The 19287-nt window shown below is 72.6% G+C and carries 21 protein-coding genes and 1 pseudogene; 11 read left to right on the top strand and 11 right to left on the bottom strand.

What is annotated here, in order from left to right; translation table 11 throughout:
* The 3 genes and pseudogenes from Q0116_RS05350 to Q0116_RS05340 form a co-directional block, all read right to left on the bottom strand.
* A pseudogene (locus tag Q0116_RS05350) lies at positions 1–786 on the bottom strand (serine--tRNA ligase); the annotation flags it as partial.
* A gap of 91 nt (positions 787–877) precedes the next feature.
* Positions 878–1117 carry a hypothetical protein gene (locus tag Q0116_RS05345; RefSeq protein ID WP_086215416.1) on the bottom strand — a complete coding sequence of 80 codons (240 nt, stop codon included), beginning with the start codon at positions 1115–1117 and terminating at the stop codon, positions 878–880.
* 87 nt (positions 1118–1204) lie between these two features.
* Positions 1205–1726, bottom strand: coding sequence for a hypothetical protein (locus tag Q0116_RS05340; RefSeq protein WP_297886212.1), 522 nt, complete (start codon positions 1724–1726; stop codon positions 1205–1207).
* A 127-nt stretch (positions 1727–1853) separates the two neighbouring features.
* On the opposite strand from Q0116_RS05340, the gene Q0116_RS05335 reads away from it, so the two are divergent.
* The 5 genes from Q0116_RS05335 to yciH all read left to right on the top strand — a co-directional run bounded on the left by Q0116_RS05335 (position 1854) and on the right by yciH (position 8258).
* The gene (locus Q0116_RS05335; RefSeq protein WP_297886210.1) at positions 1854–3221 is read left to right on the top strand and encodes a dihydroorotase; all 1368 of its coding nucleotides are present in this window, start codon (positions 1854–1856) and stop codon (positions 3219–3221) included.
* 224 nt (positions 3222–3445) lie between these two features.
* Positions 3446–4471 carry a MoxR family ATPase gene (locus tag Q0116_RS05330; protein WP_297886208.1) on the top strand — a complete coding sequence of 342 codons (1026 nt, stop codon included), beginning with the start codon at positions 3446–3448 and terminating at the stop codon, positions 4469–4471.
* 33 nt (positions 4472–4504) lie between these two features.
* Positions 4505–5632 carry a DUF58 domain-containing protein gene (locus Q0116_RS05325; protein WP_297886206.1) on the top strand — a complete coding sequence of 376 codons (1128 nt, stop codon included), beginning with the start codon at positions 4505–4507 and terminating at the stop codon, positions 5630–5632.
* The gene (locus Q0116_RS05320; RefSeq protein WP_297886204.1) at positions 5629–7911 is read left to right on the top strand and encodes a transglutaminase domain-containing protein; all 2283 of its coding nucleotides are present in this window, start codon (positions 5629–5631) and stop codon (positions 7909–7911) included. The genes Q0116_RS05325 and Q0116_RS05320 overlap by 4 nt, the downstream gene beginning before the upstream one ends.
* 53 nt (positions 7912–7964) lie before the next feature.
* The gene (yciH, locus tag Q0116_RS05315) at positions 7965–8258 is read left to right on the top strand and encodes a stress response translation initiation inhibitor YciH (protein ID WP_004596695.1); all 294 of its coding nucleotides are present in this window, start codon (positions 7965–7967) and stop codon (positions 8256–8258) included.
* Between the two features lie 118 nt (positions 8259–8376).
* Here yciH and Q0116_RS05310 read toward each other — a convergent pair whose 3' ends face one another.
* Complete coding sequence (locus tag Q0116_RS05310; protein ID WP_297886189.1) at positions 8377–9210, bottom strand: geranylgeranylglycerol-phosphate geranylgeranyltransferase; 834 nt, start codon at positions 9208–9210, stop codon at positions 8377–8379.
* A 200-nt stretch (positions 9211–9410) separates the two neighbouring features.
* Here Q0116_RS05310 and Q0116_RS05305 point away from each other — a divergent pair, with 200 nt between their 5' ends.
* From Q0116_RS05305 to Q0116_RS05295, 3 genes are all read left to right on the top strand, one after another.
* Entirely contained in the window at positions 9411–10457 is a 1047-nt protein-coding gene (locus Q0116_RS05305) for a hypothetical protein (protein WP_297886187.1), read from the top strand.
* Between the two features lie 125 nt (positions 10458–10582).
* Positions 10583–11203, top strand: a complete 621-nt coding sequence (locus tag Q0116_RS05300) for a helix-turn-helix domain-containing protein (RefSeq protein WP_297886185.1) — start codon at positions 10583–10585, stop codon at positions 11201–11203.
* 55 nt (positions 11204–11258) lie between these two features.
* A complete protein-coding gene (locus Q0116_RS05295) occupies positions 11259–11417 on the top strand; it encodes a hypothetical protein (protein ID WP_297886183.1) in 159 nt (52 codons plus the stop codon).
* Positions 11418–11436: 19 nt separating this feature from the next.
* Here Q0116_RS05295 and Q0116_RS05290 read toward each other — a convergent pair whose 3' ends face one another.
* The 3 genes from Q0116_RS05290 to fer form a co-directional block, all read right to left on the bottom strand.
* Positions 11437–12672 carry a TIGR04347 family pseudo-SAM/SPASM protein gene (locus tag Q0116_RS05290; RefSeq protein ID WP_297886182.1) on the bottom strand — a complete coding sequence of 412 codons (1236 nt, stop codon included), beginning with the start codon at positions 12670–12672 and terminating at the stop codon, positions 11437–11439.
* Positions 12669–13079: an Htur_1727 family rSAM-partnered candidate RiPP gene (locus Q0116_RS05285; protein ID WP_297886180.1), complete on the bottom strand. Its 411-nt coding sequence runs from the start codon at positions 13077–13079 to the stop codon at positions 12669–12671. Before Q0116_RS05285 ends, Q0116_RS05290 begins: the two co-directional genes overlap by 4 nt.
* Positions 13080–13288: 209 nt before the next feature.
* Entirely contained in the window at positions 13289–13678 is a 390-nt protein-coding gene (fer, locus tag Q0116_RS05280; protein ID WP_297886178.1) for a ferredoxin Fer, read from the bottom strand.
* Between the two features lie 241 nt (positions 13679–13919).
* On the opposite strand from fer, the gene Q0116_RS05275 reads away from it, so the two are divergent.
* Positions 13920–14789 (top strand): CheF family chemotaxis protein, encoded by an 870-nt coding sequence (locus tag Q0116_RS05275; protein ID WP_297886176.1) that lies wholly within the window; start codon positions 13920–13922, stop codon positions 14787–14789.
* An 82-nt stretch (positions 14790–14871) separates the two neighbouring features.
* Complete coding sequence (locus Q0116_RS05270; RefSeq protein WP_297886174.1) at positions 14872–15786, top strand: hypothetical protein; 915 nt, start codon at positions 14872–14874, stop codon at positions 15784–15786.
* Positions 15787–15882: 96 nt separating this feature from the next.
* On the opposite strand, the gene Q0116_RS05265 is transcribed toward Q0116_RS05270, so the two are convergent.
* Positions 15883–16785, bottom strand: coding sequence for an MOSC domain-containing protein (locus Q0116_RS05265; RefSeq protein WP_297886172.1), 903 nt, complete (start codon positions 16783–16785; stop codon positions 15883–15885).
* A gap of 133 nt (positions 16786–16918) precedes the next feature.
* Between Q0116_RS05265 and Q0116_RS05260 the strand changes: the two genes are divergently transcribed.
* Positions 16919–17314, top strand: coding sequence for a CopG family ribbon-helix-helix protein (locus Q0116_RS05260; RefSeq protein WP_297886170.1), 396 nt, complete (start codon positions 16919–16921; stop codon positions 17312–17314).
* A 42-nt stretch (positions 17315–17356) separates the two neighbouring features.
* Here the strand turns inward: Q0116_RS05260 and Q0116_RS05255 are convergent, their stop codons facing one another.
* The 3 genes from Q0116_RS05255 to Q0116_RS05245 all read right to left on the bottom strand — a co-directional run.
* The gene (locus Q0116_RS05255) at positions 17357–17650 is read right to left on the bottom strand and encodes a chorismate mutase (RefSeq protein WP_297886168.1); all 294 of its coding nucleotides are present in this window, start codon (positions 17648–17650) and stop codon (positions 17357–17359) included.
* Positions 17651–17681: 31 nt separating this feature from the next.
* The gene (locus Q0116_RS05250; protein WP_297886167.1) at positions 17682–18575 is read right to left on the bottom strand and encodes a shikimate kinase; all 894 of its coding nucleotides are present in this window, start codon (positions 18573–18575) and stop codon (positions 17682–17684) included.
* 120 nt (positions 18576–18695) lie between these two features.
* Positions 18696–19287, bottom strand: a 592-nt coding sequence (locus tag Q0116_RS05245) for a hypothetical protein (RefSeq protein WP_297886165.1), incomplete at its 5' end; no start/stop codon positions are given.

Raw genomic sequence — 19287 nt, 5'->3', positions numbered from 1 at the left:
CAGCGGGAGGTCCTCGCCGAGGAGGATCTCGTCGCGGTGGAGGTTCGTGACGGGCACCTCCGCGGTCGGGAGCAGCCAGAGGTCGTCGTCGTCGTACTCGTCCTCGTTCGACCCCTCGACGCGGTAGGCGTCCTCGGTGAATTTCGGGAGCTGGCCGGTGCCCCGCATCGACGCGGAGTTGACCGGGATCGGCGGGAACACGTCCTCGTACCCCTGCTCGCGGTGGACGTCGAGCATGAACTGGATCAGCGCGTGTTCGAGGCGGGCGCCGTCGCCCTTCGCGACGTAGAAGCCGCCGCCGGCGACCTTCGCGCCGCGCTCGAAGTCGAGGATCTCCAGGTCCTCGCCTAAGTCGTAGTGCGGCGTCACCTCGGCGGGGAGGTCGCGGAGGTCGTCGAACCCCTCGCGGCGGCGCTCGACGTTCTCCGACTCGTCGGCGCCGACCGGGACCGACTCCTGGGGGATCTGCGGCAGTTCGAGCAGCGACTCCTCCAGTTCGCCCTCCAGTTCGTCGGCGCGCGCCTCGACGTCTTGGAGCTCCGACTTGAGCTCCTGGGAGCGCTCGATCGCCTCCTTCGCCTCCGCCTCCTCGCCGGCGGCCTTCAGCTCGCCGATCGTCGAGGAGACCTCGTTGCGCTCGTGGCGCAGGTCGTCGCCGCGCTGTTTCAGCTCCCGCCACTCCTCGTCGACGTCGAGTATCCGGTCGAGGTCGACGTCGACGCCCTTGTTGTCGAGCGCCTCGCGGACGACCTCGGGGTTCTCCCGGACGAACTGTCGAGACAGCATTTGTCGGGAGTTCCGCGGGGCGACCCAAAACCGTATCGGAGCGCCGTCACCGCGTGACAAGGATTCGGGCCGGGGCGCGGAACCGCCGGCCTCAGGGGATGAACGAGAACGTGCCGAACGCCATCAGGAGGGCGAGCGCGGCGACGACGACGCCCATCACGCGCATCAGCAGGATCCGCGTGTCGCTCGGTTCGATCCGCCCCGTCGATCCGTCTGGCGAGCGGGTCTGCCAGCTCGTCATCTTTCGCGGGAACGCCGCCATCGCCAGCGCGCCGGCGCTAACGAGGAGGGGGACGGCAACGAAGAACAGCCGGAATGGTGCGGGGAGCATGCGCGGGGGAGTCTCGACGCGAGGCAACAAAGTGTTATGGAATCGGGAGGTCCCGCGGAGTCGGGTCGCCCGGTTCGCGCGTCGCCGTCAGTACCCGCCCGGTAACGCCATCCCGACGGCGAGCGCGGCGAGCGGCACGGCGGCGACGACCGCGTACCAGAGGCCGGCGGCGCCGAGGAGGAGCCACGTCGAGGGGCCGTATCCGGTCGGATCCCAGTCGACCCCGAAACGCGGCAGCCCGGCGACGGCGGTCGCAGGAGCGACGAGGCCGACGAGGACGCCGCCGAGAAGCGCCGTCGAGAGGAACCCCGAACTCCACGCGGGCCCCGCCTCGCCGGCGCGCGCCACCGTGAGGCCGACGCCGGCGACGTACGGGACCGAGAGCCCGATCGCGACCGCGAGGTACGAGGGCAGGACCCGCCCCGCCGGGGGGAGCGCCTCGAACAGCGCCCGGAGGCGCGACGCCGCGAGGAACGGCGCACACAGCCCCGCGGCGACGAGCCCGGGGAGGACCAGCAGCGCGAGCGTCCACAGCCAGCCGACGGCCGAACCGACGAGCGCGGGAACGGGGGAGAGCGGAAGCCAAGTCGCGGGGACGGACGGGACCATGCGCGAGACGAGCCGCCGCGGGCGGCAAACCTCTTGCGGTGACCCGCGAGGCGTCGCCGTCAAGGCCGACCGACGCCCGCCCGGAACCACCAGCGTTTATCCCGCTCGCCGCGACCGGCCCACAACGATGCTCATCACGGGCGCGACGCTGGCCGACGGCCGGGTGCGAGACGTGCGTATCGGCGACGACGGACGGATCGACGCGGTCGCCGAGGGGCTCGGGGCCGACGCCGGCGAGCGCGTCCTCGAGGCCCGCGGGCGACACCTCCTGCCGGGCGCGGTCGACGTCCACGTCCACTTCCGCGAGCCGGGCGGGAGCCACAAGGAGACGTGGGGCTCGGGCTCCCGGAGCGCCGCGGCCGGCGGCGTCACGACCGTCGTCGACCAGCCGAACACCTCGCCGCCCACCGTCGACGGCGCGGCGTTCGACGAGAAGGCCGCGCTCGCCGCCGAGTCGCTCGTCGACTACGGGATCAACGGCGGCGTGACCCCCGACTGGGACCCGGCGAGCCTCTTCGACCGGCCGCTGTTCGCGCTCGGCGAGGTGTTCCTCGCGGACTCGACCGGCGACATGGGGATCGACGCCGACCTGTTCGCCGACGCGCTCGACGAGGCGAGCGCCCGCGACGTCCCCGTCACCGTCCACGCGGAGGACGCGACGCTGTTCGACGACGGCGCGCTCGACGGCGACCTCGGCGGGGTCGGCACGGCCGCGACCGCCGACGGGTGGTCCGCCTATCGGACGGTCGACGCCGAGGTGGCCGCGGTCGAGCGCGCGCTCGCGGCGGCCGCGGACCGCGACGCGCAGGTCCACGTCGCGCACACCTCGACGCCGGAGGCGGTCGACGCCGTCGTCGAGGCCCGCGAAAGCGAGTCGGGAGGGGGCGACGGCGACGCTAGTACCGACGCCGCACGCGTCACCTGCGAGGTGACGCCGCACCACCTCTACCTCTCCCGCGAGCGGGCGCGGTCGCTCGGCACGTTCGGGCGGATGAACCCGCCGCTACGGTCCGAGGAGCGCCGCGAGGCGCTGTTCGCCCGCCTCGCCGCGGGCGACGTCGACGTGGTCGCGACCGACCACGCGCCCCACACGGTCGAGGAGAAGCGCCGCGAACTCGTCGACGCGCCGAGCGGCGTGCCGGGCGTGGAGACGCTGTACCCGCTCCTCCTGGAGTCGGCGCGGACGGGCGAGCTGTCGCTCGAGCGCGTCCGCGACGTCGTCGCCGCGAACCCGGCCGAGATCTTCGGCCTCGACCGGAAGGGACGGGTCGCGGCGGGGCGCGACGCCGACCTCGTCCTCGTCGACACCGCCGACCCCCGCGAGATCGAGGCCGCCGCGCTCCACAGCGCCTGCGCGTGGACGCCCTTCGAGGGGCTCCGCGGCGTCTTCCCCGAGGTGACGCTCGTCCGCGGCGAGGTCGTCTACGAGCGCGACCCGGCGACGGGGGCCTCGTCGTTCGGCGAGCCGGTCGGGCGGAACGTCAGGGAGTCGTAGTCGCGGATTTCGGCGGTTGGCGGCCCGGGAGGCGGGCCGACGACTCGCACGAAATCGGCGGACTGGCGGCCTCAGAGGGACAGAGACCCGCGGATTCGAGCGAACTACCGCCGGCGGAACGCATATGCCGTTGCTCGCCTTACCCGGGGTATATCGATGATCACGGGGAGCATTCGCACGGTCGCGTCCGGACGGGAAGCAGACCCGGACGCGGCCGGCCGAACATGACGGACCCCGGGGATCCGGCACCGATCGGAACCGGTCCGGCGGAGTCGGCCGACGCCGAGCCCGGGAGGGCGACGACCGATGCCGTCGCGGCGGACGCGCCCGAGACGCCCGCCGACGTCGCCGCGCTCGCGGACCGGATCGTGAACGAGGTCGAGGAGGTGATCGTCGGCAAGCGCGAGGCGGTCGAGCACGTCCTCGTCACCGTGCTGGCGCGCGGTCACCTCCTCGTCGAGGACGTGCCCGGCGTCGGGAAGACGACGCTCGCGAAGTCGGTCGCGCGCTCGATCGACGGCTCGTTCAAGCGCGTCCAGTTCACCCCCGACCTCCTGCCCTCCGACGTCACCGGCGTCAACGTGTTCAACCGCCGCACCGACGAGTTCGACTTCCAGCCCGGGCCGGTGTTCGCGAACGTCGTCCTCGGCGACGAGATCAACCGCGCCCCGCCGAAGACGCAGTCGTCGCTTCTGGAGGCGATGGAGGAGAACCAGGTCACGACCGACGGGACCACCCGCAAGCTGCCGGACCCGTTCTGCGTGATCGCGACCCAGAACGACGTGGAGCCGGGGCAGACGTACGAGCTGCCGGTCGCGGAGGTCGACCGCTTCACGAAGAAGATCCGGCTCGGCTACCCCGACGCCGAGGACGAGGCGGCGATACTCGGCCGCCTCACGGGCGACCACCCGGTGGACTCGGTCGAGCCCGTGGCGACGATCGGCGACGTGCGGGCGGCCCGCCGGATCGTCGGGGAGATCGAGGCCTCGGAGGCGGTCCGGGAGTACGTGGCCCGGCTCGCGGTGTTCACCCGCCGGAACGCGCGGCTCGGGGCGAGCCCGCGCGGGAGCCTCGCGCTTGTCCGCGCGTCGCAGGCCCGCGCCGCCCTCGAGGGGCGGGAGTACGTGATCCCCGACGACGTCCAGACGGAGGCCCCGACCGTGCTCTCGCACCGGATCCGGACCGAGTCGGGCGGGACCGACGGCGCGGACGTCGTCAGCGACGCGCTCGACCGGATCCGGGTGGAGTGACACCGCGATGACGCCGACGCCCCCCACGCACCGATGACGCCCGCACTCACCCGCCGGGGACGCGTCGCCGGCCTCGTCGGCCTCGTCGCGGCCGCCAGCGGGATCGCCGCCGGGGGGCGCGCGCTCGACGCGATCGTGATCCCGGTGGCCATCGCGCTCGCGGCCGGCTACGTCCAGGTGTCGCGCGTCGACGTCCCCGCCGTCCGCCACGTGACGCCCGCGGACGGCTTCGTCGGGGAGACGCGGGAGGTCCGCCTGGAGTTCGGGCCCGACGTGACCGGCGACGCCGCTCCCTCCCGTTCGTTCCTCGCCGACGTGTTCGTCCGCGTCGACGAGGGGCTCGACGGGCCGACGGCGCCGATCCGGGCCTCGGTGGGGTCGGAGCCGGTGTCCTACCGGGTGACGTACCGCGAGCGCGGCGAGCGGACCCTCGGCCCGATCGAGCTCACCGCGACCGACGTGTTCGGGCTCTTCGAGCGCGAGCTGGTCGTCGACGAGACCGACGCGGTGACGGTGTACCCGCCCCGCGACCCGATCCCGGCCCGGTTCCGCCGGGCGCTCCACGCGGCCGACGCGGTCGACGTGAGCCGGCAGCGCGAGGAGTTCGACCGCCTCCGCGAGTACACCCGCGGCGACGCGGTCCGCGACGTCCACTGGGCGACGACCGCCAAGCGCGACGAGATCGTCGTCAAGCAGTTCTCGGCCGAGACCGCGCGGAACCGCGTGACGATCGCGGGCGGCACGGAGGTCGGCGGCGGCGAGGAGCTGTCCGGGTTCGGCCCCGAGGACCGCTCTCCGAGCGCGGCGGCGGCCGACGAGCTCGCCCGGGCGACGGTGAGCCTCGCGCTGGCGCTGCTCGACGACGGGGTGCCGGTCGACGTCCGGCTGCCCGCCGGGCGCGTCTCGGCGTCGCCGGGCGACCGCGGCCGGCGCGAGGTGTTGGAGCTCGCGGCGCGGACCGGACCGGGGGCGGTGGCGGGCGACGAGGCCGACGTGACGATCGTCGCCGGGGCCGACGGCGCCCGGTTCCGCACGGGCGACCGGTCGGTCTCCTTCGACGACCTGCGCCGCGAGGCCGAGGGCGAGCGCCAGGCGGACGGCGACGCCGGGGCGAACCGGACCGACGGCTCCAGGGACCGACGGGGGGTGGCGTCGCCGTGAGCCGCGACGCGCCCGCCCGAGAACCCCGCGCTCGTTCCGATCCGGCCGGGGACGACCGGCGGCTCGCCGACCCGGCGGCGGTCGGCGTCGCGGTCGTCGCCGCGGCGTACCTCGCCGTGTTCTTCGAGGTGACGAACGTCGTCGGCGGGACGGTCCGGACCGCGGCGGTCGTCGCGGTCGCCGGGCTCGGCGGGCTGGCGCTGGCGCGCGTCATCGGCGAGCGGGCCGCCCTGGTCTTCTCCGGCGGGATCTTCGTCGCGGGGCTGCTCGCGTACCTCTTCGCGGTCCCGGAGAGCCAGCGCGCGCTGTTCACGATCCGGAGCGTCGCCCTCGACGTGCTCGCGCTGTCGACCGGGCTCTCCGTGCTGCGGCTGGCGCTCGCGGACGTCTGGGTGCTCGCGGTCGCGCCGGTGCCGACGTTCCTCGTCGGCTACTTCGCGGGGCGGGGGCGACACGTCGCGGCCGCGGCGGTCGCGGGCGGGACGCTCGGCTTCCTCGTGCTCACCGGCGACGCGGGCACGGGGGCGGCGGTCGCCGGCGTCGTCGGCCTCGCGCTCGCCGTCGGCCTCTCGACGCTCTCGACCCCGAGCCGGCTGCGGGGCCACGCGGGGACGTTCGCGCTGATCGTCGCGGCGATGGTCGTGGCGAGCGCGACCGTCACCGTGGTCCCCGGGGGCGCGGCGGCGCCGCTGGGGCTCGACCGGGGGACCTCGACCCTGGAGTCGAGCCTGAGCGGCGGCGACGAGCTGGAGGTGGTCGGGTCGACGCGGCTCTCGCCCGAGGTCCGATACACGATCGAGAGCCCGGTCGAACGGAACTGGCACACCGGCGCGTACGACACCTACACCGGCGACGGCTGGGTGCGGACCGGCGAGCGGTCCGCGGTCAACGACACGCTCGCCGGTCCGCCGGGCGAGAGCGAGCGCGTCACGACGACGATCACCGCCGAGGCCGAGTCCGGCGCGTTACCCGCGCCGTGGAAGCCGGTCGCCGCGTCCGGCGGCGGGACGGTTGAGGTCGACGAGCGGGGCAGCCTGCGGCTCGCGGAGCCGCTCGACCTGGGCGACGAGGTGACCGTCGAGAGCCGCGTGCTCGACGCCGACCCCGCGGCGCTCCGCAACGCCAGCACCGACTACCCCGAGGCCATCGAGGAGCGGTACACGCAGCTCCCCGAGAGCACGCCGGAGCGGGTGGGCGACCGGACCGAGGAGATCGTCGCGGCCGCGGGCGCGGAGTCGCCGTACGAGCAGGCGGCCGCGGTCGAGGCGTACCTGCGCTCCGAGTACGCGTACTCGCTGACGGTCGAGCGGCCCGAGGGCGACGTCGCCGACGCGTTCCTCTTCGAGATGGACGCCGGCTACTGCGTCTACTTCGCGACGACGATGGCGGCGATGCTGCGGTCGCAGGGGATCCCGACCCGGTTCGAGAGCGGGTACACCACCGGCCAGCAGGTCGGCGAGGACGAGTACGTCGTGCGGGGCCAGAACGCCCACACCTGGGTGTCGATCTACGTGCCGGACCACGGCTGGGTCGCGTTCGACCCGACGCCGTCCGAGCCGCGGGACGAGGCGCGGGACACCCGGCTCGCGGAGGCGCGCGCCGACGGCGCGGAGGACGTCGACACCGACGCCTCGACGCCAAACCAGACGCTGGAGACCGAGCCCAGCGCGGGCGGGCCGAACGCGGCCGACGGCGGGTCGGGGCCGAACGCCAGCGAGAACGGCGCGACTGAGCCCGTCGCGGGCGACGTGAACGCGACCGGCGACTCGCAGGGCCCCACCGCAGGGGAGATCTCGCGGCTGGAAGGGGGAACGGTGGACAGCGTCTCGCCGGGTGACAGGCCGAGCGCCGGGACCGAGGGCGGCGGGTCGATCCCGCTCCCGGACTGGGAGACCGCGCTCTACTGGCTGCTCGTCGCGGCGCTCGGCGTCGCCGGCGGGCGGCGAGCCGGGGTCGGCGACCGCGTGGGGCGCCGGATCGGGCCGGTCTTGCCCCGGCTGCGCCGCGATCCGGCGACGGACGCGAAGCGTGCGTTCGCCGACCTCGAACGGCTGCTCGCCTGGCGCTACCGCGAGCGGCGGCCGGGGGAGACGCCGCGGAGCTACGTCAACGCGATCCGGACGCTCGGCGCGGACGAGCGCGTCGAGACCGTCGCGGCGGCGTACGAGCGCGCCGCGTACGCCGGGTCGGTGACCCGCGACGAGGCCGACGAGGCGCGCCGCGCGGTGCGCCGGCTCGCGGTGGAACGACTGCCGCTCGTCGGGCGGTTCGTCCGCTGACGGGGGGCTTCCCGACACTATTTAATATGGGCATCCTGTAGACTCAGGTTGTAATGTCGGAAGTCTGCTCGACGTGCGGACTGCCCCAGGAACTCTGCGTCTGCGAGGACGTCGCGAAAGAGTCCCAGCAGATCAGCATCCGCATCGACGAGCGCAGGTACGGTAAGGAGGTAACGGTCATCGAAGGATTCGACCCGAAGGACGTGGATCTGAGCTCCCTCTCGTCGGATCTCAAGTCGAAGTTCGCCTGCGGCGGCACCGTCGAGGACGGCGCCATCGAGCTCCAGGGGAACCACTCGGGTCGCGTGGAGGACTTCCTCCGCGACAAGGGCTTCAACGTCGCGTGACCGTCACCTGACCGTCCGCCGTCGAGCGTCGGTTCGAACCGCTGTCGACTCCGTTTTTTCGTCGAGTCGCGTCCGCGAGTGACTGCTCTGTCGACCCGCGCGACCGCCGCGAGCCGTCTCACGCGACCACGACGGCCCGGCCCGCGACGAACGCCGCCGCCGCGAGGAACGTGCCGTACTTGAATCGGCGCTGCGCGGCGGCGGGGTCGGCGAAGCTCTCGTAGGTCGCGTACAGCATGACCGCGTCGGCGACCGCGACGACCGCGAGGTAGGCCGCGCCGAGCGTCCCGGAGAGGTACGGCAGCGGGCTGACGGCGACCGCGACGACGAGCGCGGCCGCGCCGATCCACAGCGCGCGGCGCTCCCCGAACGCGATGGGCAGCGTAGAGAGCCCCTCCTCGCGGTCGCCGGCCACGTCCTCGACGTCTTTGATCACCTCGCGCGTGAACGTCGAGAGGCCCGCGAGCGCGGCGAGGACGAGGACGGCGCGGGGGTTCCCGACGGCGGCCCCGCCGAACAGGAACGTCGAGCCGACGAGGTACGCGACGAGGGCGTTGCCGAGCCCGGGCGTCCCCTTGAACAGGCTCGTGTACGTCACGAGGGCGACGAGGTTCACGGCGGCGATGCCGATCGCCAGCGGCGGGAGGGTGACCGCGGCCGCGACCGCGACGGCGAACCAGGCGGTCGCGGTCGCGAGCGCGCCCCGCGGCGAGACCGCGCCGCGGGGGATGGGTCGGTCCGGGCGGTTGACCGCGTCGATCTCGCGGTCGAAGTAGTCGTTTATGCCGTTGCCGGCGGCGACCGCGAAGGCGGTCGTCACGGCGGCGAGCGCGGTCGGGAGGACCGCGCCGGCCGCGCCCGCGACGAACGCGCCGGTGGCGGTGAGCACCCCGGCCGCGACGCAGTTGCCGAGGCGGGCGAGTTCGACGATACCGCGGAGCGTGTCTCGCACGTCGTCCGCGTACTCCCGCCCCCGAGGAATAAACGGTGCGGGATCGGGCGGGAGACGCTGCGGTCGGGGGCGCGCAGCGGTCGTCCCGTCGGCGGATCGGCCGCCGATCGCCGCGACTCCCGAAGGTGTTCGCCCGGGGCGCGGGAGCGCGGGACGGATCCCCACGAACGTTTATCAGGTGCGAAATGAAATACTCGGGTATGGCTAAGGGCCTAGACGTCGGTACGATGAACATCCTCTCCGGGCGACAGGAGGGCGCGGAGACGGTGTTCGTACAGCAGCGGAACTCGTTCGTCGAGATCGAGTACAGCGACATGGCCGAGCAGATGCTGTCCCGCAGCGAGGTCCTCCACATCCGCAAGGACGACAAGGTGTACGTCGTCGGCGACGACGCGCTGAACTTCGCGAACATCTTCAACAAGGAGACCCGCCGGCCGATGCAACACGGCATCCTCTCAAGCGAGGAGGCGTCGGCCATCCCGATGATCAAGCTGATCACCGAGCAGGTGGTCGGCGAGCCCTCGAAGCCCAACGAGCGGCTGTTCTACTCCAGCCCCGCGGACCCGATCGACTCCGGGCTGACGACGCTGTACCACGAGAAGACCCTCGAGTCGATGCTCGGCGACATGGGGTACGACCCCGAGCCGATCAACGAGGGGATGGCGGTCATCTACTCCGAGCTCGCCGACAACAACTTCACCGGGCTCGGGATCAGCTTCGGCGCGGGGATGACGAACGTCTGTCTCGCCTACTACGCGGTGCCCGTCATGAAGTTCTCCATCGCCCGCGGGGGCGACTGGATCGACGAGCAGACCTCGCAGGCGACCGGGACCCCGGTCGACAAGGTGACGAGCATCAAGGAGGACGACTTCGAGCTCGACTTCCGCACCGACGTGGGCGGCGTCGAGGGCGCGCTCGCCATCTACTACGAGAACCTGCTCGACTACGTCATCGAGAACATCACCCGCGAGGTCGACGAGGAGGACGTCGAGGAGGGGCTCGACGTGCCCGTCGTCGTCACCGGCGGCACCTCCAGCCCGAACGGCTTCGAGGACCTGTTCGCCGACCACCTCGCGGACGCGAACATCCCGTTCTCGATCAGCGGCGTGCGCTCGGCCGACGAGCCGATGTACAGCGTCGCCAGCGGGGCGCTCGTCGCCGCCCGCTCCGAGGAGGGCGAGGAGGCCGAGTCGAGCGGGACGAGCGAGCCGGCCGCCGAGGAGGCCGCCCCCGAGTCCGAGGACTGAGCCGACGCGAGAGCGCGTCGCCGCCGCGGAAGCGACCCCGACCGATTTTTCAGGCCCACGCGACGTCGCGCCGGATCCCGGGAATCCGCCGAAGAGTAAAAACCGCGCCACCCGTACCGACTGTCATGTCCGACGTCGCCGGTGCCGACGGGGGGCGTCGCCTGCGGGTCGACCTCGACGTCGACCCGACCGGCGACAGCGGTTGTCCGATCGTCTCCGAGGCGGAGTCGGCCGCCGAGGTCACCGTCAACGCCGTCGGCGACGAGTGCGTCGCCGACGTGACGACCCCGGAGGGTGACGTGCGCCGCGGGACCGGCGAGGTCGACGAGGACTGCCTCTGCCACGTGTTCGCGCGGCTCGGCTACGCGCCGCACTTCCGGCGCGTCGAGGACGGGACGATACTCGTGACCGCGTACGTCGACGACCGCGACGCCGTCCGCCGGCTGGTCGAGGAGCTCCGGACGGTCGTCGACCGGGTGCGGCTCGTCCGGCTCGCGGTCGTGGAAGGGCCGGACGCGACGGAGCAGGTCACCTTCGACCTCTCCGCGCTGACGCCGAAACAGCGGCGCGGGCTCGAGCTCGCGGTGGTCCGCGGCTACTTCGACGACGACCGCGACGTGCGCCTGAGCGAGCTGGCCGACGAGCTCGGCATCAGCAAGTCGGCGCTCTCACAGCGGCTCCGCACGGCGCAGGCGAAGCTGGTCACCGACGTCTTCGACGGCGCGGAGCGCCCGGATCCCTCTTGAAGCCGTCCACACGTGAAGCGAGAGGCCGAGGGAGCGGCGACTCCATCGCTCGGCCATGAGCGACGACGATTCCCCGGTCGTCGAACCGATCCGCGACGACGCCGCCGCCGAGCTCGTGCGCGACGCCATCGGCGTCGCCCGCGGTGAGCTGCCCGCGGAGCGCTTCTCGGCGAAGTACGGGACGGGAGACGGCTCGGGAAGCGAACGGGAGTGAGCGACCTCGGCGGGGCGGCTCAGTCGTCGGCGGGGGCGGAGCGGTCGGCGGCGTCGATCCGCGCGAGCGCCTCCTCGCCGGCGCGCTCCGACTCGGTGAGGTAGCACTTCGGGTCGGGGGCGAACGGGTCGCCGTGCGTCGAGAGCGCGCGGAGCCGCGAGCCGCCCCGGCAGATCGACTGGTACGCGCAGTCGGCGCACCGCCCGGAGAGGCGTTCCTCCCGCTCGCGGAGCCCGGCGAGGAGCGGGTTCGACTCGTCGGACCAGATCGCGCCGAACGAGCGGTCGCGGACGTTCCCGGGCGAGTACCCCTGCCAGAACTGGGTGAGGTGGACGTTGCCGACGGGGTCGACGTCGGCGACGCGCTCGCCGGTCGGGTCGCCGCCGTTGCGCTCGAGGTACCGGTAGATGAGCCGCGCGCGGCCTTCGCCCATCTCGCGGTCGGCGTACTCGACGAGGTGACCCGCGTCGGCGTAGTTGCCCACGAGGAGCGTCTCGATCTCCTCGCCGCGGTCGTGGTACTCGCGGGTGAGGTCACAGAGGTCGGTGACGGCCTGCCGGGTCGCCTCCGGGGAGAGGTCCACGTCCGAGATGTCCGCGCCGCGGCCGCCGTAGTCGAGGTGGTAGAAGCAGAAGCGGTCGACGCCGACGTCGGCGAGCAAGTCGACGACGCCGGCGAGGTCGTCGACGTTGTGCTCGGTGATCGTGTACCGCAGCCCCGTCTTGAGCCCCACGTCGAGGCAGGCCTCGATCCCGCGGACGGCGGCGTCGAACGCCCCCTCCTCGCCCCGGATGCGGTCGTTGCGCTCGGGGAGCCCGTCGACGGAGACGCCGGCGTACTTGAGTCCCGCCTCCTTCAGCTCGCGGGCCCGCTCCCGGGTGAGGAGGGTCCCGTTCGTCGAGAGCACCGGCCGGATCCCGCTGTCGGCGGCGTACGCGACGAGCTCCGTGAGGTCCTCGCGGACGAGGGGCTCGCCGCCGGAAAAGAGGAGCACGGGCACGCCGAACTCGGCCAGGTCGTCGATGAGCGCCTTCCCTTCGGCGGTGGAGAGCTCGTTGGGGGCGCCCGCCTCGTCCGCGCCGGCGTAGCAGTGCTCGCAGTAGAGGTTACACCGCTTCGTGGTGTTCCAGACCACGACCGGGCGCTGCTGTTTCTCCTCGGTGATCTGCGACTTCTTCGAGCCGTCGGCCGCGTCGTAGCGGAGCCCGTCGCTCTCGGCGTCGAGCCCGCAGAGCAGCTTGCTGACGGAGATCATCGCTGCCCCCCCGCGTCGTCGGCGTCGACCGCGTCGGCCGGGGGCGCGCCGCCGCAGGAGGCGGTCGGGGTGCCCTCCGTCTCGTCGTAGACGCGCGGCTCGTCGCCGTCCTCGTCCTCGGCATTCGCGTCGTCCTCGGCATTCGCGTCGCCCTCGGCGTCGTCGTCCGCGAGCGACTCCGCGGAGAACCGGGACACCTCCGCGGCCGGGCACACCCACACGTCGCGGGCGTACCAGGCGAAGAGCTTGCTCGCCTCCTCGTGGGCGGCGTCCGGCGTCGGCGCGGCGACCGTGCCGACGTGCCGGAGCGGGTCCGACTCCGCCTCGCGGACGAACACCTCGAAGCGGCGACCGTCGGCCGACCGCGGCCCGTTCGCGTTCTCGCGTCGGTCCGTCTTCTCGACCATACCCCCCGTACGGACGGTCCCCCGAACGGGGTTTCGGGCGTTCCCACGGCCGCGAAATTCAGCCGAACGTATTCGGTCGAGACGGCGGCGCGGTCGGCGCTCGAAGCGGCTGAAGCGACGGACCCGTCGCTCTCGGTGCCGAGAGAAGTCGAGGACCGCGCGCGCCGCGATCCCGTGTGAAAACGGCGGTTACCGAAGGAGAGACCCGATCAGATGACGCGGTTCTGCAGGTAGTCGAGGTGTTTCGCGTTGTAGACGATCTTGACCTCGTCGGTGGCCGGGCTCCCGATACAGGTGAGACGGACGTTCTTCTCTTCGACCTCCTCGTCGGAGAGGATCTGCTGCATGTCCATCTCGATGTCGCCCTCCTTGACGATGGAGGCGCAGTTCGCGCACGCGCCGGCGCGGCACGAGAAGGGCCAGTCGTAGCCCTGGGCCTCGGCCGATTCGAGGATGTACTCGCCCTGGTTCACTTCGAGGGTGCCGTAGTCTTCGGCGTCGAGGCCGGCGTCAGCGGCCTCCTCGAAGAGGTCGTCGTCGTCCATCGACCAGCCGTGGTCGTCGAGCACTTCGTAGTTGAGGTATTCTACTGTGGGCATCACCAGATGGTTTGGAGCCCACGTCATTAGGCTTTGCTGTTCCCCGGCCGACGACCCCCGAGAGCGCGCGCCGCGACCGAACACGTTCGTCTCGATTCGACGTCGAAATCGGCCGTCTGACGGCGCCGTTCGGCCGCACTCGTCGAACGGCCTCGGTCGCGTCGGTTCGGGTGACAACCCGTTATCACGACTGATACGCCGTGAGTAACAATAAATACCGTACGGCGCTCAGCACGGATCGATGGAAGAGTCCGTCGTCGCCGACTTCGTCGGCCGCGTCCACGCGGCGAACCTGGAGTCCGACGAGCCGGCGACCGGCCGCGTCCTGTTGAGCCAGCGACGGCTCGTCCTCGCGACGGACGACGGGAAAGAGACGGTCCCGCTCTCGCGGGTGTTCGACGTCGTCGTCGGGAGCGTCCCGGGCGAGCTGCGCTCGTTCTTCAACGACAGCGTCACGATCGCGTACGAACGCGACGGGGCGCGGCGGTCGGCGCTCGTCGAGGGCGAACCCGACGACATGGACAAGTTCGTCAGGCTCCTGTTCAAGACCCTGCTGCGGAACGTCACCGTCACGGTGCGGCACCCGGCGAAGGTCGGCGGGCGCGTCACGGACGCGACCGACCACCGCGCCTCGGTGTCCGTGTCGCCGGGCGAGATCCGATTCGGTAACTGTCCGGAGCCGTTCACCGTCGACCTCTCCGCGGTGATCGACTACGAGCGCACCGACCGCACCGTCGGCGGGAAGAAGCGCCCGGCGCTCGTCTTCGAGCACGTCGTCGACGACCGGACGGTCACGTCGATCACGACCGTCCCGAACGAGCGCGCGCTCAACATCCTCGGCCGGTACATCAAGATCGAGTACGACGAGGCGATGGAGGAGCTGGAGTCGTTCGACCCGACCGAAGAGCAGCTGGAGATCCTCGTCTCCATCTACTCGGCCGGCGGCGAGGCGAACATCGCCGACGTCGTCACCGGCGACGTCACGCAGACGTCGATGATCCTCGACACCCTCCGAGAGGAGCGCCTGGTCGCCGACGGGGACAGCGGGACCACGCTCACCCGCAAGGGGCAGATGGTCGTGAGCACGTACCTCGAATCGGTCAACGCCTGAGCGCCGAACGCGCGGTTCGGGGCCGGAGGCGGCGCTTCCGCTCGGGGGAAGTTTCATAGTCGTGTACCCGTAGGTTTCTCTCATGCGAGACAGCAACCACCCCGGCGGCGAGTCGGCGCTCGACGCCGCGGTCCGCGAACGGGGACTCGACGCGCCCGGCGGGGCGGGAGCGGCCGGCTCGCCCGCGGGCGAGACGCCGCCGGACGACGCCGACGGTTCGGGCCCGCGAGTCGCCCGCGTCCCGGAGAACCACGCCCACGACACGTTCTCCGTCGACGGGATCGACACCGACCGACGCGAGGGGCTACTGGAGGCGGTCCTGCGCGACGTCGACGGCGTCAGCGCCGCCTCGGCGACGCGGCGCAACGGGACGGTCGGCGTCCACCACGACCCGTCGCTCTCGCGGGACGCGCTCCGCGAGGTGCTGACGGAGTGCGGGCTAGTCGTCGCGTCCGGCGACGACGCGTTCGAGTCGCGGCGCGCCTCGCAGTTCGCGTCGGCGCGCGTCGCGGTCGCGACCCTGTTCGGCCTGATGGTCGCGACGCCGTACATCGCGGTGCTGTACCCGACCCGCGTCGAGTGGCTGTTCTACGACCCGGTGACGGTCCAGTACCTCCAGTCGATCCTCGACTCGCAGATGACGACGCACTTCTTCATCAACCTCGGCGCGCTCTCCGGGCTCGCGTTCCTCGTCGCCTGCGGCCCGACGATCCGCAACGCGGCCGCGGCGGTGCGCGACGGCGAGTTCACCAACGAGGTCGCGTTCGTCGGGGGCGTCGCCGCCCTCTTCGGGTACAGCACGCTCACCGCGTTCACCGGCCTCGAGGGCGCGGTCCACTACGACTTGGTCGCGTACGCGGTCGTCGTCGCGACCTTCTGGACGCAGTTCGGCGTCACGGACACGGCGGTCGACCCCGCGTCGCGCGGCGAGTCCGCCGCGGAGCCGGCCGACGCCGACGCGGACGACCCGGTCGCGATGACCGACGGCGGGCGCTGACGCGCTCGTCGGGGCCGCCGTCTCCGCTCTCGCTCTCGTCGTTTCCGCGCGCTCCCCCGTTCGCCTTCTCGCCGTTCGCTCGTCGCCCTCGGACAGTCACTCCGCCGCGTCCGCGCCGGCGACGGGCGTCCCGTTCTCGTCGACGGCCACGACCCCCTCGACGGTGACCTCGTCGCCGACGGCGAGGACGTCCCCCCACGAGCGCTCCTCGACGACGGTGTTGACCATCAGCCGGAAGTCGTGGTCGAAGCGGTCGCTCTCGGTCCAGTCGGGCAGCGTCTCGCGGCGCATCCGGACGAACCGCTCGCGGAACCCGTCGATCGCCGCGCCGGTGTCCGGGTCCCGGGAGGGGACGACGCAGCGCTGACACGGGTTGACGCCGATCAGCTCCGTGCCGCCGACCGCGACGCGGACCCCCTCGCCGCGGTCGGCGAACAGGCGGTCCTCGAAGAACGCGGGACAGTCGTCGAGGACGACGTTCGGGCGCAGCCGTCGCCGCATCTCCGTCGCGTCCGCCACGTCGTCGAACCACGACGCGACGGTCTCCAGCGTCGCCCGCGAGACCACCGTCGGCCCGTGGGCGGCGCGGTCGTCGGGGAAGCCGCCCGCGTCGTCGCGCACGAGGTCGACGGCGTACCCGAGGTACTCGCCGACCCAGTCGGCCAGGGCGTCGCTCTCCTCCGGGAGCGCGAAGGTGCGCTCGGCGGCCGGGGCGCGCTCGGTCGCCGGGCGCGCGAGCGTCACGGCCGTCGGCGTGGCGTCGGTCGGCCCGGCGAGGTCGTACTCGGCGCGGAGCCCGTGGACCGCCCGTTCGCTCTTCCCGTTGACGTAGCCGCCGCCACCGCCGACGGAGGCCGTCTCGGGGTCGACGCCGCCCTCGACGAGCGCGTACGAGCGGTCGCCGCGGAGCGCGCCCTCGGGGCCGATCGCGGCGCGGTCGACGGCGACGCCGTCACAGGACTTCAGGGGGTACGCGAGGAGTTCGGCGACGCGTGTCATACCCGGGGTTCGACGGGGCGGAAGAAAAGCGATCGGCCGACGGTCCGGGCGGAGGGGGGTGTCGCGATCGGTCGTCCCGAACCGGCGATCGGCATGACGGGCCTCTTGTACTCGCGGGGTCCATGGCGAGGCGATGCGAACGAGCTTCAGCGTCCCCGACGAGCTGGTCGACGAGTTCGATCGGACGTGGCGAGAGGAAGGGATCGAGAACCGGTCGCGGGCGGTCCGCGAGGCGATGCGCGAGTTCGTCGAGGCGCACTCGCGGCTCGAAGACACGACCGGCGAGGTGGTCGCGCTCGTCGGCTTCGACTACCGCCACCACGAGGTCATCCGGGAGCTCCACGGCGCGCAACACGAGTATCAGGACGTCATCCTCAACACGAGCCACACGCACCAGGGCGAGTGGTGTCTCGAGTCGCTGTTCTGTCGCGGGGACGCCGAGCGCGTCCGACAGCTCACGTACCGGCTCCGCGACTTCGACGCCGTCCGCCGGGTGAAGGTGATGCTGATTCGAGACGGGACGGCGTAGGCCGGCGAGGCGCCCGGGAGACGGTCTCCGGCTGATCGATCGCTACCGACTCTCCCGCTGCTCGACCTTGTTCAGCTCGATCAGCAGCCGGAAGATCGCCTTCACGAGGTTCGCGTCCACGTCGAAGCGCTCGGCGTTCTCGCCGGCGCGCTCCATCACGCGCTCCTCCTGCCCCTCGTCGGTAGTCGGGAGGTCGCGCTCCGCTTTCACGGCCGCGACGGTGTCGGCGACGTACGTCCGGCGGGCGATCAGTTCGACTATCTCGCGGTCGATGTCCTCTATCTCGTGTCGCAGTTCGTCGAGGCTCCGGTCGTCCGCGTTGGGTGTGTCGCTCATTGGTGGTTGGTGGGTAGTGTGTCGCGGGCGCTCACTCGACGGTCGCGCCGTCGTCTCTCGTCGTCGTTCGCCGCAGCGTGCCGGGGCGGTCGACCCACGCGTCCGCGACCGCGTCGAGGTCGGTCTCGGGGTCTCCGGGGGCCGCGACGGCGACGACGCTCGGGCCGGTCCCCGACAGCGACACCGCGGTCGCGTGCGGCATCGCCTCGACCGCGGGGTCGGCGTCGAACCCGAGCGCGGCCGAGAACGCCAGCCCGTTCACCGTCATCGCCTCGCCGTACCGGCCGTCGAGCGCGAGGTCGGCGACGAGGTCCGCCATCGGCGCGACGGCCTCGCAGCGGGCCACGTCCGCGTCCGCGCTGTAGGCGCGCTCGGGCGGCGTCCAGACGAGGACGTCCCAGTCGACCGTCTCGCGGGTGCGGAGTTCGTCGGCGCCGTTGTCGGTGACGGTGACGCCGCCGAGCATCGACGCGGTCGCGTCGTCGAAGGCCCCGGTGACCGTGACGCCGGCCTCGCGGGCGGCGCGCACGCCAAGCCGACAGGCCTCCAGGCGGGTGACGTCGACCGCGGGGTCGTCCGGGTCGTCGCCCACGCCGAGCCCGAGCGCGTCGCAGGTCGCGAGGACGGTCGCGTTGGCGGCCGCGCTGGAGCTCTTCAACCCCGCGGCGAGCGGCACGTCGCTGTCGGTCCGGACGCGGCCGCCCTCGCCGTCGCCCCAGCGCCCGGTCGCGAGCGCGACGCAGCGCTCGATCAGGCCGGCGTCCGCGGCCGCGTCCTCGGCTATCTCGCCGTCGACGCCGTCGGCCGCGGGGTCGAGTTCGACCGTCGCGCGCGTCTCGACGTCGATGCCGAAGGCGGCGCCCGTGCCGGTCGCGAGCGCGTTCAACACGGTTCCGGCTCCGAGCGCCGCGGCCCGTCCCTCCATGCGGTCACGGCTCGCGAGCGCGGACAAAGAGGTAGCGATAACGGCGAGTCTCTCGGGGGGCGACCCGCGGCCGGCCGTCCCAACCTCGGAACCACTGCGGAGACCCCCGCCGCCGGCGTCTCAAACCGGTTCGGCGCGCCTGACCGCCGCGTCGACGGCGTACCGGGCCGGATCGGCCCTGACGTTCGTCCGTCGGCTCGGGAACGTGATCTCGACGGTGAACCGTCGGGACCGCGAGCCGTCGAAGCGATCGTTGCGCGGGAACCGGCGCGAGACGTGATCGTAGCCGACCGCCTCGCGCTCGTCCGACCCCGCCGGCGTCGCGTACGCGTCGACGCGGAACTCCACCGTCCCGTACTCGAACCGACCGGCGTTCTCGACCGTCAGGCGGGCGGCGACCGTCGTCCGCCCGCCGCTCTCGCTCACGCGCAGCACCGAGGCGTCGGTGACGACGAGCCCCGAGCCGTCCGGCCCGACCTCGTCCGGGGTCGTTTCGCCGTCGTCGCCCGACCCATCGCCGTCTCCTCGCGACCCGTCCCCGCCGTCGTCCGTCCCGTTGCCGCTCGTTCCGTCGTCCGTCTGCCGAGTAGTCGGATCTCCCTCTTCGGAAGTCACGAGACAGCCGGCGAGCAGCCCGGCGGCACCGACCGCGATGACGCCGCGACGCGTCGCTCGCCGGGCCGGACGGTCGCCACTGTCTCGCTCGCCACCG

Source organism: uncultured Halorubrum sp., assembly GCF_937146585.1.
GTDB lineage: Archaea > Halobacteriota > Halobacteria > Halobacteriales > Haloferacaceae > Halorubrum > Halorubrum miltondacostae.
The sequence above is the reverse complement of the archived record's forward strand: the minus strand, read 5'-3'. Positions and strand labels throughout refer to the sequence as shown.